Below are 14,019 nucleotides of genomic sequence, written 5' to 3'. Positions count from 1 at the left end.
GCTGGGGCGTACAACAGGAAGGGCGAACCCCCGCGCGGCGGGTGGGCCGGTCGGACCGGGGGAGCGGGGCGGATGCACCGGTGGCGAGACGGCCGGCGGCGCGCGGCGGCAATGACCGCGCGCGTGGCCGGCGCGGCCCACGCCGGCGTGCGCGTGGCCCGCCGGGTGCCGGCGCCCTGGCCGTACGTGATCGGGCTGTTCGTCGGCGCGAAGGTGCTGCTGACCCTGCTCGGGCTGCTGATCCTGCACGCCTGGGACGGCATCCCCGGAGCGCCGCCGCCCGACGAGACGTTGATGTGGACGCAGCAGCGGGAGATCTCCGGCCACCGGTGGATCTCGTTCTGGTTCGCCTGGGACGCGCTGCTCTACCTGCGGCTCAGCGAGCTGCCGCTGACCGGACGACCGTGGAACGACTTCGGGTTTCCGCTGCTGTACCCGTTCCTGGCCCGACCGGTCGGCGCGCTGCTCGGTGGCGACAACGCCCTGGCCCTGCTGTTGATCAGCAACGTCGCGTTCCTGCTGGCCCTCTGGTACGGCTACCGGCTGGCCGAGGTGCTGCTCGGCGGCGCGGACGCGGCCCGCCGGTTCACCAGATATCTGGTGCTGCTGCCGACCGCGTTCCTGTTCCAGGCGGCGCTCACCGAGTCGCTGTTCGTCTGCCTCGCGTTGGCCGCGTTCTACTACGCCGAGGGGCGGCGGTGGCTGCTGGTCGGCGTGCTCGGCTACTTCCTGGCGATGAGTCGGTCGGTAGGTCTGCTTGTCGCGCTGCCGCTGGCCCTGGTGCTGCTGCGCCAACACGACTGGCGGCTCGGCCCCCGCGCGCTGCTCGGCTACCTGCGGATCGGCTGGCCGCTGTTGCTGCTGCCCGCCGGCTGGTTCACCTTCATGGCGTTCTGCCGGTGGCGCGGCGGGGACTGGTTCGCCTACCAGCATGCCCAGCAGACCGGCTGGGGCATCGAGGTGCAGAATCCGGTGCCGGTGCTGCTGGGCGGGCTGGCGGGGGAGCCGCGCGACGCCGCCCGGGTCGCCTTCGCCGTGGCAGTGCTGGCCGTCCTGGCCGCCGGGTTCCGCCGCCGGGAGGTGGCGTACGTGGTCTACGGAGTCCTCATGGTGCTCGTGCCGTTGTCGATGGGGCCGCCGGTCTACAAGAGCCTGCTGCGCTACCTGCTTGCGGTGTTTCCCGTCGCCCTGGTGCTGGCGCGGTGGGCGCGCCGGGCCACCGTCGACGTGTGGTTGACCGCGACCCTCGCCGTGGTGCAGGGCGCGCTGTTCGCGCTCTGGCTCAGCTACTGGACCCACATGATCATCTGACAAGCCGCCGCCCCGCAGGTGCCCCCGTCGCGCCGCCGCCTCGCCGCCCCGCCGCTGCCCCGCCGCCGATGTGTCGTCATGATCCGCGCAGTTTCGGGGAAGTTGTCGCCTCCTCGCGTCCCGAGGCAGCAGTTTCCGGGAAATTGCTGCGATCTTGCCGGCTCTTCTTGGCGTGGCCCGGCGTGTCCGGGCGGTGGGGCTGTGCGAGTCTGCTTGCCCGTTGTTGCGAGCGGGACCGGACCGCCGTCCTCGTGTCGGCTCGCGCTTCGGGCCCGGCTGGAGAAGATGGAGGCCCGGTGTTCGCCCTGCCGCTTACCGACGAGGTCGAGCTGCGCCCGCTGGACCCGTGGCGGGCCGAGGAGTTCCTCGCCAACCTCGACCGGTCGCGGGAGCACATCCGGCCCTGGGTGTCGCCGTCGTTCGTCGCCACCGACCTGCCGTCGGCCCGCGCGGTGTTGCAGCGGTACGCGGACCGCTGGGCCAGTGACAGCGGAGGCATCTGGGGGCTGTGGTGGCGCGGGAGGCTGGCCGGCGGGGTCATGTTCGTGTCGTTCGACGTCACGCTGGGTGTCTGCGAGGTCGGCTGCTGGCTGGAGCCGGCGGCGCAGGGGCGGGGAATGATGGCCCCCGCGATCCGCCGGATCGTCGACTGGGCGGTACGCGAGCGTGGCATTCATCGCGTCGAGTGGCGGACCAACGCCGACAACGTCCGCAGCATCGCTCTGGCTCGCCGGCTCGGTCTGCGCCACGACGGCACATTGCGACAGGTCTACCCGAGCCCGAGCGGGCGCATCGACCTCCAGATCTGGTCGGTGCTGGCCGACGAGTGGCTGGCCCGGCAACCGGACCCCGAGTCGACAGTCCACTGACGACTGCGGAATTCTGTCGTACCCGCGCGGCACCATGCATCCATGGCCGTCCCCGCGCTCACCCCCCACCCCGACCCGCCGCGTTCCGTGCCGCTGCGTGAGGCGCGCACGCGGTTCAGCCAACTCGTCGCGCTTGCCGAGCTGACCGACGCGGTCACAGTCGTCACCCGCGACGGTGATCCCCGCCCGGTCGCCGCGATCGTCCCCGCCGTGGCCGCCCGCAGCGGCGCACAGGCCCGCGCCGACGCCGGTCGGCTCGCCGAGGTTACGGCAGGCTGGGCCCGCCGTCTCGACGAGCAGCATCGCCGCAGCAGCCAACGGCACGCCGCCGAGTTGGGCGCGGTCCGCGCCGCGCTAACCGAGGTGTGGGCCGAGCTGGATCGCCGCGTCACGCCGGGCAGCGATCCGGCGCTCGCCCGGCTCCGCGCCGCGCACGCCGATCTGCTGACCGGCTGATCGGCCGCCGATCCGCTGACCGACTGGTCGGCCGCCGTGAGCCTCAACTGGTGGCCGGGTAGGCGTTTGTCTCGGCAGCCTTGACCGCCACCCAGACCCGCTGGCCGGGGATCAGCCGCAGTTGGGCGGCGGCGGCAGGCGTGACGTCCGCGGCCACCCCGATCGGCCCGTCGACCTGCACCCGCACGTTGTCGCCGTGGCGCTGGACACCGGCCACCGTCCCCTCCCACGTGTTGCGCGGGCTGCCCTCCGGCCGGGTCGGGTGCAGGGCCACCGCGGCCGGGCGGAACGCCACGAAGGCCTCGCCGTCCAGTCGGTCGGCGACGGTGAGGGTCAGCTCCGGGGCGACCCGCACCCCGTGCCCCTCGGCCCGACCCCGATAGAGGTTGAGCCCGACCAATCGGGCCACATAGTCGGTGCGCGGGCGGGCGGTGACGCTCGGCCCGTCCCCCTCCTGCACCACCCGGCCGCCCTCCACGATGACCAGGCGGTCGGCCAGGGCCAACGCGTCCAGCGGGTCGTGGGTGACAAGCACCGTCGCGCCCGGGTGCGCCGACAGGTGCCGGTGCAGCTCCGCGCGGGTGTCCAGCCGGGTGCGCGCGTCCAGTGCGGCGAGCGGCTCGTCCAGCAGCAGCAGCGACGGTGCCACGGCAAGCGCGCGTGCCAGTGCGACCCGCTGCGCCTGACCGCCGGAGAGCTGCCGGGGCCGGCGGTGCTCCTGCCCGGTCAGGCCCACCCGGCCGAGCCAGTCGCGGGCCGTGGCGCGGGCGGCCCGCCGGTCGACGCCGTGCCGACGCGGCCCGAACGCCACGTTGTCGAGCGCGCTGAGGTGTGGAAAGAGCAGGTAGTCCTGGAAGACCACGCCTACCGGCCGGCGTTCGGTGGGCACCCAGCCCCGTGTCGCCGGGCGGTCCAGGTCGATGCCGTCGAGGGTGACGTACCCGTCGGTGAGTGGGCGCAGCCCGGCCAGGGCGCGTAGCGCGGTGGTCTTGCCGGCGCCGTTCGGGCCGAGCAGCGCGACGACCTCGCCGGGCGCGACCCGCAGTGGCACGTCGAGGCGGAAGGCGCCCCGGTCGACGACGAGCCGGGCGTCGAGCAGCGGAGGGGTCACGCGCTTGTCATCCAGCGGTCCCGCAACGCGACAAGGATCCCCACAGACACGATGAGCAGCACCAGACTGAGCACGATCGCGGACTCCAGGTCGGTCTCCAACGCCAGATAGACGGCGAGCGGCATGGTCTGCGTCCGGCCGGGATAGTTGCCGGCGAAGGTGATGGTGGCGCCGAACTCGCCGAGCGCCCGCGCCCAGCACAACACCGCGCCAGCGGCCAGCCCCGGTGCCACGAGCGGCAGCGTGACGTGGGTGAACGTGGTCCATCGGCTGGCGCCGAGCGTCGCGGCGGCCTCCTCGTAACGATGGTCGGCGGCGCGTAGCGCACCCTCCACGGCGATGACCAGGAACGGCATGGCGACGAACGACTCGGCCAGCACGACACCCGTCGTCGTGAACGGCAGGCTGATGCCGAATGTGGCGTCGAGCCAGCCCCCGAGCAGCCCGCGCCGGCCGAAGACCAGCAGCAGCGCCACGCCACCGACCACCGGCGGCAGCACCAGAGGCACGGTGACAAGCGCCCGGACCAGCCGGCGGCCGGGGAACTCGACCCGGGCCAGCAGCCAGGCCAACGGCACCCCGAGCAGCAGGCAGAGCAACGTGGCGAGGGTGGCGGTCTGCACCGACAGCCGCAACGCGGTCAACGCGCCCGGCTCGGTGAGCCGCTGCGGCAGGGTCGTCCACGGTGCCCGGATCACCAACCCGGCCAGCGGCAGGACGAGGAACAGCAGGCCCAGCCCGGCCGGGATCAGCAGCGCCGCAGGCACCCGCCCTCGGCGGCGCGGCGCGGCGACGGTGTGGACCCGGGTCACGGAGCCTGGAACCCCGCCTCGGCGAGGACCGCCTGCGCCGGCGCCGAGCGGACGTACGCGACGAAGGCCCGCGCGCCGGTGAGGTTCGGCGCGGCCTTCAGCGCGACGATCGGGTAGTCGTTCACCGCCCGCGCCGACTCGGGAAACTCCACGCCTGTCACGTCCGCGCTCGCAGCCCGCGCGTCCGTGCGGTAGACAAGTGCCGCGTCGACCTCGCCGAGCTTCACCTTGGCCAGCGCGCCCTTGACGTCCTGCTCAAGGGTGACCGGCGTCAGCTTCACCCCGGAGGCGTCCAGGGCGGTGCGGGCCGCCGCGCCGCAGGGCACCTGCTCGGCGCAGATCGCCACCTTCACACCCGGGCGGGTCAGGTCGGCCAGCCCGGTCACCCCCTTCGGATTGCCGGCGGGCACCGCGATCACCAGTTGGTTGCGGGCGAAGATGACAGGTGTGCCGTCGGCGTTGCCGGCCTCGGTCACCGTCGTCATGTTCTTCGGGGCGGCCGAGGCGAAGACGTCCGCCGGTGCGCCCTGGTTGATCTGGTTGGCCAGGGCGGAGCTGCCGGCGACGTTGAGGGTCACTGTGCTGCCCGGATTGGCGGCCTCGAAATCCTTGCCGATCCGGGTGAACGACTCGGTCAGCGAGGCGGCGGCGAACACCGTCACCGCGCCGGTGACCCGGCCGTCCGTGGCAGCGCCCGGTGCGGGGTCGTCGCCTCCGCCGCAGCCGGCAACCGCCAGTACGGCAACCGCCACCAGGCCGGCCATCGCCGCGCGCATCGTCCGTACGCTCATCCGCCCGACCGTCCCCGCACCGGCGTGGGTGCTGCCCGCTCCACCACCACAGTTGTCGACTTGATCACCGCGACGGCCACCGAACCGACCCGCAGGCCAAGCTCGTCGACAGCCTCCCGGCTCATCAGCGACACGATCCGGAACGGGCCGGCCTGGATGTCGACCTGGGCCATCACCGTGTCCTTGCGGACGTCGACGACGATGCCGCGCAGCCGGTTGCGGGCGGAGGAGAGCTCGGCGCCCGCGTCCGGATCGGCGGCCTGGGCGCGGGCGAAGGCGGCGAGGTCGACGCCGTCGATGACCCGATGGCCGTGCTCGTCGCGCCCGGCGGGCAGCCGCCCCGCGTCCACCCAGCGGCGGATCGTGTCGGCGCTGACGCCGAGCAGGTCAGCCGCCTCGCCGATCCGGAACATCGTCACCGGCTCACCCTAGCGCCCGCATCTGCGAGCACGGAAGGCCCTACCCGCCGGCATCCGCGCGAAGATCCGGGCATCCAGGCCAGCAACTGCCGCATCAAGCCGGGTGTGGCGGAGGGAAGGCGGTCAGGGGCGGCGGGGGTGGCCCTTGAGGTGCCGGCCCAGTTCGCGGGCGATCTCCCGGTTGGCGTCCCGCTCGGCGAGCGTCTGCCGCTTGTCGTAGGAGCGCTTGCCCTTGGCCAGGGCCAGTTCGACCTTGGCGTAGCCGTTCTCGAAGTACATCGACAGCGGGACCATCGTCACCCCGCCCTCGCGTACCTTGTCGAGGATCCGGTCGATCTCGGCGCGGTGCAGCAGCAGCTTGCGGTTGCGGCGGGGGGCGTGGTTGGTCCATGTGCCGTAGGCGTACTCGGCGATGTGCAGGCCGTACAGCATGATCTCGCCGTCGCGTTCGTGTGCGAACGCGTCCACGAGCGAGGCCCGCCCCTCGCGCAGCGACTTCACCTCGGTGCCGACAAGCACGATGCCCGCCTCGTACGTGCGGAGCACGGTGTACTCGTGTCGAGCCTTCTTGTTGGAGGCGATCAGTCGGCGTTGCGGCTGCTGGGACCTGCTCACGCGGCGACGATATCCGGCCGGGTCATTCGCTGCGCGCTCGGCCGGCGCGCAGGCGGTGGGCCAGGTCCCGTACGGCCTCGGCGAACGCCTCCTGCGACTCGCAGGGCAGGTGCGCGAGGATCGGCGGCGGCGCGCTGTCGCTGGGCGGCGGCACCACGCCCTGCGGGTCCTTCAACCGGCGGTCGACGGTCGCCGACGGGCCGGTCAACGTCTCGGTGTCACCCGGGCGGTGCGCGGCGAAGATCCAACCGCCGATCGGGTCGGTGTCGCGCCACAGGTTCAGCCAGCGCCAGCCGACCCGCTGGCCGATCTCGTGCAGCACCTCGTCGTCGACGTACGCGGGGAACAGCGGCGAGTACAGCCGTCGCAGCGGGGACCCGTAGGTCAGCAGACCGACCCGTTCGGTGATCCGGTGCGGCAGTTGCAGCACCGTGGCGGCGAGCAGCACCGAGCCGTGACTGTGCCCGGCCAGCAGCACCCCGTTGCCCTGGTCCACGAGGTAGGTGATTCGTTTGGTCAGTTCCGGCACGGCCCGCTCGGCATAGCAGGGTGGGGCGAACGGATGCGCCGCCCGGGGCCAGAAGGTCCCCAGGTCCCACAGCACGCCCACGTACCGGCGGAACGGCGCCGTGCGGTAGGCGAAGATGCCACCGAGGACCAGCCCGACGATGATGGCGGCGATGAGGTAGCTGCCCAGCCCGACCATGAAGTCGACAAGGCCGGCGGGCACCCCGATGTAGCGTTCCAGCACGTCGTCGGGGTGGAGTTGGAACAGGCCCAGCAGGCTCGTCGCCAGACCCAGCGCGGCCAGGGCGGCGTACACAACGGTAAGCGGTTCCAGCCGTTCGGTGAACCGGGCTCGCGCTACCGCCTCCTCGATCTGCCGCAGCCGCTGCGCCGCCTCGGGAGGCGCGTCCGGAAAGTCGGCCGCCACGATGGCGGCCGCCGCGCGCCGCCGCTTGCGCCGGGTCAGCAGGGTGATCACCCCGGCGACCAGCAACGAGGTCATCACCGCCAAGAAAAACCCGAAGATCGCCCATTTGTACGCCAGTGGCGGGCTGGTTTCGAGGGTGTCGGCGGTGTCTCCCTCGCGGTCCAGCAGGTCCGACACGCGGTAGACCAGCTCCGCCGAGAACGCCACGGCGAACCCGGCGGCGATCGTCATGAAGACCGGCACGCCCAGTGCGCGCAGCGCCCCGCCTCGCCGGCTGCCGCCCCGCCGCGAGACGACCACGACGGCGAGGATCGCCACCAGCACGGTCTGACTGACGAACAGCCAGGCCATCGTGGCGCTGTAGCCGGGCAGCGAGCCGCCTTCCGGCCACGGCGCCGGACTTCTGATGATGTGCACGATCACCAGGATCGTCAGGCCGCAGGTGACCGTGCGGAGCGCGCGGGTGAACCCGTCCACCTGGCGTTCCCGACCGAGCTGGTCGATGACCCGTACGGAGGTGAGCAGCGCCAGGCAGGCGAGCAGCACCGCCCCGCAGACCACCAGCAGCACCATCATCACCGGCGAGGAGTGCGTGGTGGCGCGGGCGAGCAGCAGGCTGCCGTCGAGCGTGGCGAACGCGGCGGCCACGTGCACCGAGCGCAGCCGGCCGACCAGGGGCGCGGCGTCCCACTGGCCGACGCCGCTCAACCGGTGCGCCGAGGTCTCCTCCACAGGCGTCCGGAAGGCGTCGAACGTCTGCCCCTGGCGCGAACCCAGCCACCAGAGGATTCCGATCGCGGCGACGGGTACCACCGACAGCACCCCCAGGCGCAGCCCGGGTGAGCGTCCGCCGAGCCAGGACAGCCAGCTCCGCCCGGACATGCAGGACGGGGTGCCCATGCAGCGCCAGGCGACCAGGTCCAGCGCCACACCGACGATGGACAGGACGTAGAGCATCGTGAGGGTCAGCGCGAGTATCCGGCACAGCGCGAGGACGACGTGCTTGGAGCCGGGGTTTCCGGGGCGCATCCACAGCGCCACGTTGCAGAGCATGAAGGGCAGCAGGAACACCAGCGACAGCGTCCGCACGGCCGTGCCGGACGGCAGGTCACTCCAGCGGTACGCCTCCGTCGTCACCCCGCCGGGGCCGGTGGCGCCCGGGTAGCCGGCGCGGGGACGGTAGAAACCGCCGTTGCGGTCGCCGGCGACCTGTTCCAAGTGCGGCTGGTTCAGCACCTGGTCGGCACCCGCTCGGGAGACGCCGTGCACACGAAGCTCCACGACCGGGGCCGACGTTGTCGGTTCGGTCGGTGACGCGTCCGCCATAGGCCCCCCGAGGTGTGCACGGCAGTCGGGCGGGTCGGCAGGTGCGTCCGCCCGCGCGGCTCACCGGCTTACCCATCCCGAGCCTGATCAACCGTGGCTCCGAGGTCTGGGCGGTCGTGCGGTCGACCCCCGGCAGGTGGTTTCATGGGCGCCATGGCGAACCCGGTGATCCTGACCGTCGACGACGACCCGGTGGTCTCCCGGGCGGTGGCCCGGGACATCCGCCGCCGCTACGGCGACCGCTACCGGGTGCTGCGCGCCGCGTCGGGGCCGGAGGCGCTTGACGCGCTGCGGGAGGTCAAGCTGCGCGGCGAGCAGGTGGCACTGCTGCTGGCCGACCACCGGATGCCGGAGATGACAGGTGTCGAGTTCCTCGAAGCGGCGATGGACATCTTCCCGGCCGCCCGTCGGGTGCTGCTCACCGCGTACGCGGACACCGACGCCGCGATCGAGGCGATAAACGTGGTCGACCTGGATCATTACCTGCTCAAGCCCTGGCATCCGCCGGAGGAGAAGCTGTATCCGGTGGTGGACGGTCTGCTGGAGGCGTGGTCGGTCACCCCGGACGCGGCGTCGGTCGAGATCCGGGTCGTCGGGCACCGCTGGTCGTCGCCGTCGTTCAAGGTCCGCGACTTCCTGGCCCGCAACCTGGTGCCGTACCGCTGGTTGTTGGCGGACGACCCGGAGGGCGTCCGGCTGCTCGACGCGGCGGGTGCCACCGAGGCGGACGTACCGCTTGTGGTGACCGCCGAGGGTAAGGCGCTGATCTCGCCGTCCCAGGCCGAGTTGGCGGCGTTGGCGGGGTTGACGGTGGTGCCGGCGTCCGACTTCTACGACCTCGTGGTGATCGGCGCCGGCCCGGCCGGTCTGGGCTCGGCGGTCTACGGGGCGTCGGAGGGGCTGCGGACCGTGCTCGTCGAGCGGCGGGCGACCGGCGGGCAGGCCGGGCAGAGCAGCCGGATCGAAAACTATCTGGGCTTCCCGGACGGCGTCTCCGGCGCGCAGTTGACCGATCGCGCCCGGCGACAGGCGGTGAAGTTCGGCGCCGAACTGCTCAGCGCCCGGGAGGTCGTCGGCCTGAGCGAGGCCGGCTCCGCCCGGCTGCTGCGGTTCGGTGACGGCACCGAGATCGCCGCGCACACAGTCGTGCTGGCCACCGGCGTCTCCTACCGGGTGCTCGACGCCCCCGGGCTTGCCGACTTCACCGGCCGCGGCGTGTTCTATGGCGCCGCCGCCACCGAGGCGCCCAGCTGCGTCGACCAGGACGTCTACATCGTCGGTGGGGCCAACTCGGCAGGCCAGGCCGCTGTGCACTTCTCCCGGTACGCCGCCCGCGTGCACCTGTTGATCCGTGGCGCGGACCTGACCGCGTCGATGTCGCGGTACCTCATCGACCAGCTGGAACGGATCGACCGGATCACCGTGCACCCGCACACGGCTGTCGTCGCCGGCACCGGGCAGGGCCACCTGCAACAGCTCACCCTCTGCGACACGCGCACCGGGCAGGGCCGCACTGTCGACACGTCCTGGCTGTTCATCTTCATCGGCGCGGAGCCCCGGACGGACTGGTTGGACGGGGTGGTGGTCCGGGACGGGCGCGGGTTCATCGTCACCGGCCCGGACCTGCTCACCGACGGCCGTCGGCCGGCCGGCTGGTCGTTGTCGCGCGACCCGTACCACCTGGAGACAAGCGTACCGGGGGTGTTCGCCGCCGGTGACGTGCGCGCCGAGTCGGTCAAGCGTGTCGCCTCGGCCGTCGGCGAGGGAGCGATGGCCGTGTCGCTCGTGCACCGTTACCTGGAGGTCCAGTGAGCGCGAGGAGTGAGCCGGTGTTGCGAGCCCCGCAGTCGCGAACGAGGGAGGTCCAGTGAGCGCCGAGTCGGACCGGCTGACGCCTGCGCAGCTGCGTACCCTGTTCCTGTTCGAGGCCCTCGACGACGGGCAGCTCGACTGGCTGGCCGAGCACGGCCGGGTCGAGCAGCACGCGGCCGGCACCCTCGTCTACGCCGAGGGGGAGCCGGCGACCTGCTTCTTCGTGCTGGTGCGCGGCGCGGTGGCGTTGAGCCGGCAGGTGCGCGGTGACGACGTGGAGGTGAGCCGCACCGACCAGCGCGGCGTGTACGGCGGGGCCACCCAGGCGTACCTGGGCGACCAGGTCGACCAGATCTACCGCAACAGCCTGCGGGCGGTGGTGGACGCGGAGTTCTTCGTGCTGCCGGCGGAGGATTTCGCGTACGCCCTGCGGTCCTGGTTCCCGATGCCGATGCACCTGCTGGAGGGGTTGTTCTTCGGCATGCGGGATTCCCAGACCATCGTCGGTGAGCGGGAGCGGCTGCTGGCGCTCGGTTCGCTCTCGGCGGGGCTCACCCATGAGCTGAACAACCCGGCGGCGGCGGCGGTGCGGGCGACCTCGGTCTTGCGTGACCGGGTCGCCGGGATGCGGCACAAGCTCGCCATGATCGCCGACGGCCGGCTCGACGGGCGTGCGCTGCACGGCCTCGTCGCGTTGCAGGAGGAGGCGGTGGCGCGTGTCGCCACAGCGCCGAAGCTGACCCCGATGGCCACCGCCGACGCCGAGGACATCCTCACCGACTGGATGGAGGAGCACGGGGTCGGTGGTGCCTGGGACCTGGCGCCCATCCTGGTCGGCGGCGGGCTCGACGTGCCCTGGTTGGCGCAGGTGAAGGCGGCGGTCGGCCCGGCCGATCTGGAGGCCGCGGTGCGCTGGCTCACCTACACCGTCGACACCGAGCTGCTGATGCGTGAGATCGACGACGCGGTGAGCCGGATCTCCGGTCTGGTGGGCGCCGCCAAGCAGTACTCCCAACTGGACCGCGCGCCGCACCGGGTGGTGGACGTGCACGACCTGCTGGACGCCACGCTTGTCATGTTCAAGGGGAAGATTCCCGCCGAGGTCAAGCTGGTCCGCGAGTACGACCGCGACCTCCCGCAGGTCCCGGCGTACCCGGCCGAGCTGAACCAGGTGTGGACCAACCTGATCGACAACGCGTTGGGTGCGATGGGGGAGAAGGGCGTGTTGACCGTCCGCACCGGACGCGTTGGTGACCTGCTGGCGGTGGAGGTCACCGACACCGGCCCCGGCATCCCACCGGAGGTGCGTCCGCGCATCTTCGAGCCGTTCTTCACCACCAAGCCCGTCGGCGCGGGCACCGGGTTGGGGCTGGACATCTCGTACCGGATCGTGGTGCACAAGCACCACGGCGACATCCGGGTGGAGACGGAGCCCGGTCGGACGACGTTCCGGGTGCTGCTGCCCGTGAACGACACCGCGTCGCCGGGTTCCTGACACACGTGTACGACGCGCCGACTACCTAGAGACATTGCGTGGTGGCCGGCAGTAGTCTCGGGCGGCGTCCGTGTCCACGCCCCCGAGGAGTCTCCGTGGAGTCGATGGCCCGTCAGCGCACCGCTGGCCCGGACGACGACGAGGCGGTCGACCCGCCGTCCGGCGGCACGATGCTGCCGGAGTTGGAGGACCGCGACTGGTTGCACCACGCGCAGGAGTTCGCGCACACAAGCTTCTGGGCGGTGGCCCGTCGGCTGCCCCGGCTGGTCCGGGAGGCGGTCGGGTTGGCCTGGGCCACCAGCCGTCGCGACACCGTCGTCTCCATCGGCCTCAACGTCGCCGCCGGGGTGATGACCACGTTCGGCCTGCTCGCCACCACGAGCGTGCTGCGGGAGCTGTTCGCCGCCGGCCCCACCCCGGACCGGGTCCGCTCGGCCCTGCCGGCGCTGATCGTGGCCGCCGTGGCCGTGTCCGCCCGAGGTGGCCTGACAATCGCGGCCAGTTGGGCGCAGGCCCGGCTGACCCCGCAGATCAACTACCAGGTGGAGTTGCGGCTGTTCGAGGCCACCACGGCGGTGGACCTGGCGGCATTCGACGACGCCGGCTTCGCCGAGGAGATGGACCGCGCACGGGACCGGGGGATGGCCGAGGCGGCGTACATCGTCGACCACACCGTCAACCTGGTCACCGGCGTGGTCGGGATGCTCGCCACAGCCGTCGCGGTGACAGTCATCCAGCCGCTGCTGCTGCCCTGTCTGCTGCTCGCGGCGGTGCCCCAGGCGATCACGGCGGTGCGGATGGCCCGCCGGGAGTATCTGGCGATGCTGGCCCGGATCACCCGTCGGCGGCGGATGTTTATGCTTGCCCATCTGATGGCCAACCGGCGGACCGCCGCCGAGGTGCGCGCGTACCAGATGCGTGATTTTCTGCTCGCCGAGTACCGCGGGGTGATGACCGTGGAGACCCGGGCGCAACTGCACCTGGTCCGTTCGCAGACCGGCACGCGTGTGGTCGGCGCCACCGTCGCGGGCCTGGCCACCTTCGGGGTGTACGCGGTGCTGGGCGGCCTGCTGCTCAACGGGATGGTCGCCCTCGCCGCCGCGGCGACCGCGCTGCTGGCCCTCCAGTCGGCGCGGACCAGCCTGGGCGTTGCGGTTGTCGCCACCAACTCGCTCTATGAGGACGCTCTCTACTACCAGGACTACCGGGACTTCCTGGCCCGCGCCCACAGCCGGGTGCCGATCGGCGGTGACCGGGTGACCGACGGTGTCGACGCCATCGAGTTGGACGCGGTGAGCCTCACCTACCCGGACACCGACACCCCGGCGGTGGACCGGGTCAGTCTGACCATCCGCAGGGGTGAGGTGATCGCGCTTGTCGGCGAGAACGGCTCCGGCAAGACCACACTGGCCAAGCTGATCGCGGGGCTCTATCGGCCGACCGGCGGGGTGATCCGCTGGGACGGAGTCGACGCCACCGAGCTCGACCCGCGTGCCCTCGGCGCCCAGGTGGCGGTGATGACCCAGGAATGGTGGAAGTTCCCGTTCACCGCAGGGCAGAACATCCGCGTCGGCCGGCACGACCGCCCGCCGGACCGACAGGGCCCGACCGTGCAGGAAGCGGCCGTGTCGGCGGCGGCACACGAGATGATCGTCGGCCTGCCGCACGGGTACGACACCCTGCTGGACCGGGAGTTCAAGGACGGTCAGGAGCTGTCCGGCGGGCAGTGGCAGCGGCTGGTCGCCGCCCGCGGGCTCTACCGCGACGCCGCCCTGCTCATCTGTGACGAGCCGTCAGCAGCCCTGGACGCCCGCGCCGAACACGCCCTGTTCCAGCACCTGCGCCGCCGGCCCGACCGGGCGGTCGTGCTGATCACCCACCGGCTGGCGAACGTCCGACACGCCGACCGGATCTTCGTGATGGAGCGGGGTCGACTCGTCCAACACGGCAACCACGACGAGCTGATGGCGGCCGGTGGCCTCTACCGCGAACTGTTCGAGCTTCAGGCCAGCGGTTACCTGACCGGCACCGACGACGCACTGCCCCGCTGACCCCACCGCCGCGCACG

General features: G+C 72.2%; 12 protein-coding genes. 6 read left to right on the top strand and 6 right to left on the bottom strand.

The genetic code is table 11. From position 1 onward, the window contains the following. Nucleotides 1-111 precede the first annotated feature (111 nt). The 3 genes from ACFY2Q_RS18795 to ACFY2Q_RS18785 all read left to right on the top strand — a co-directional run bounded on the left by ACFY2Q_RS18795 (nucleotide 112) and on the right by ACFY2Q_RS18785 (nucleotide 2,636). Nucleotides 112-1,311 (top strand): hypothetical protein, encoded by a 1,200-nt coding sequence (locus tag ACFY2Q_RS18795; RefSeq protein WP_387131727.1) that lies wholly within the window; start codon nucleotides 112-114, stop codon nucleotides 1,309-1,311. Nucleotides 1,312-1,607: 296 nt separating this feature from the next. Beyond that, complete coding sequence (locus ACFY2Q_RS18790) at nucleotides 1,608-2,180, top strand: GNAT family N-acetyltransferase (protein WP_387131725.1); 573 nt, start codon at nucleotides 1,608-1,610, stop codon at nucleotides 2,178-2,180. Nucleotides 2,181-2,222: 42 nt separating this feature from the next. Further along, on the top strand, nucleotides 2,223-2,636 hold the full coding sequence (locus tag ACFY2Q_RS18785; protein WP_387131724.1) for a type II toxin-antitoxin system Phd/YefM family antitoxin: 414 nt from the start codon (nucleotides 2,223-2,225) through the stop codon (nucleotides 2,634-2,636). 43 nt (nucleotides 2,637-2,679) lie between these two features. Here the strand turns inward: ACFY2Q_RS18785 and ACFY2Q_RS18780 are convergent, their stop codons facing one another. From ACFY2Q_RS18780 to ACFY2Q_RS18755, 6 genes are all read right to left on the bottom strand, one after another. Then, a complete protein-coding gene (locus ACFY2Q_RS18780; RefSeq protein WP_387131723.1) occupies nucleotides 2,680-3,747 on the bottom strand; it encodes an ABC transporter ATP-binding protein in 1,068 nt (355 codons plus the stop codon). Continuing rightward, nucleotides 3,744-4,559 (bottom strand): ABC transporter permease, encoded by an 816-nt coding sequence (locus ACFY2Q_RS18775; protein ID WP_387131722.1) that lies wholly within the window; start codon nucleotides 4,557-4,559, stop codon nucleotides 3,744-3,746. The genes ACFY2Q_RS18780 and ACFY2Q_RS18775 overlap by 4 nt, the downstream gene beginning before the upstream one ends. Continuing rightward, nucleotides 4,556-5,335 (bottom strand): molybdate ABC transporter substrate-binding protein, encoded by a 780-nt coding sequence (modA, locus tag ACFY2Q_RS18770; RefSeq protein ID WP_387132077.1) that lies wholly within the window; start codon nucleotides 5,333-5,335, stop codon nucleotides 4,556-4,558. The genes ACFY2Q_RS18775 and modA overlap by 4 nt, the downstream gene beginning before the upstream one ends. Nucleotides 5,336-5,346: 11 nt before the next feature. Continuing rightward, on the bottom strand, nucleotides 5,347-5,769 hold the full coding sequence (locus ACFY2Q_RS18765; protein ID WP_387131721.1) for a molybdopterin-binding protein: 423 nt from the start codon (nucleotides 5,767-5,769) through the stop codon (nucleotides 5,347-5,349). 123 nt (nucleotides 5,770-5,892) lie between these two features. Further along, a complete protein-coding gene (smpB, locus tag ACFY2Q_RS18760) occupies nucleotides 5,893-6,384 on the bottom strand; it encodes an SsrA-binding protein SmpB (RefSeq protein ID WP_387131719.1) in 492 nt (163 codons plus the stop codon). A 22-nt stretch (nucleotides 6,385-6,406) separates the two neighbouring features. Beyond that, nucleotides 6,407-8,599, bottom strand: a complete 2,193-nt coding sequence (locus ACFY2Q_RS18755; protein WP_387131718.1) for a hypothetical protein — start codon at nucleotides 8,597-8,599, stop codon at nucleotides 6,407-6,409. Nucleotides 8,600-8,788: 189 nt separating this feature from the next. On the opposite strand from ACFY2Q_RS18755, the gene ACFY2Q_RS18750 reads away from it, so the two are divergent. The 3 genes from ACFY2Q_RS18750 to ACFY2Q_RS18740 all read left to right on the top strand — a co-directional run bounded on the left by ACFY2Q_RS18750 (nucleotide 8,789) and on the right by ACFY2Q_RS18740 (nucleotide 14,002). Then, nucleotides 8,789-10,456 (top strand): FAD-dependent oxidoreductase, encoded by a 1,668-nt coding sequence (locus ACFY2Q_RS18750; RefSeq protein ID WP_387131716.1) that lies wholly within the window; start codon nucleotides 8,789-8,791, stop codon nucleotides 10,454-10,456. 55 nt (nucleotides 10,457-10,511) lie between these two features. Further along, the gene (locus ACFY2Q_RS18745) at nucleotides 10,512-11,951 is read left to right on the top strand and encodes an ATP-binding protein (RefSeq protein WP_387131715.1); all 1,440 of its coding nucleotides are present in this window, start codon (nucleotides 10,512-10,514) and stop codon (nucleotides 11,949-11,951) included. Nucleotides 11,952-12,055: 104 nt separating this feature from the next. Beyond that, nucleotides 12,056-14,002 (top strand): ABC transporter ATP-binding protein, encoded by a 1,947-nt coding sequence (locus tag ACFY2Q_RS18740; RefSeq protein ID WP_387132074.1) that lies wholly within the window; start codon nucleotides 12,056-12,058, stop codon nucleotides 14,000-14,002. Nucleotides 14,003-14,019 lie beyond the last annotated feature (17 nt).

Origin of the sequence: Micromonospora sp. NPDC000316 (assembly GCF_042898885.1) — a bacterium.
Classification (GTDB): domain Bacteria; phylum Actinomycetota; class Actinomycetes; order Mycobacteriales; family Micromonosporaceae; genus Micromonospora.
The sequence above is the reverse complement of the archived record's forward strand: the minus strand, read 5'-3'. Positions and strand labels throughout refer to the sequence as shown.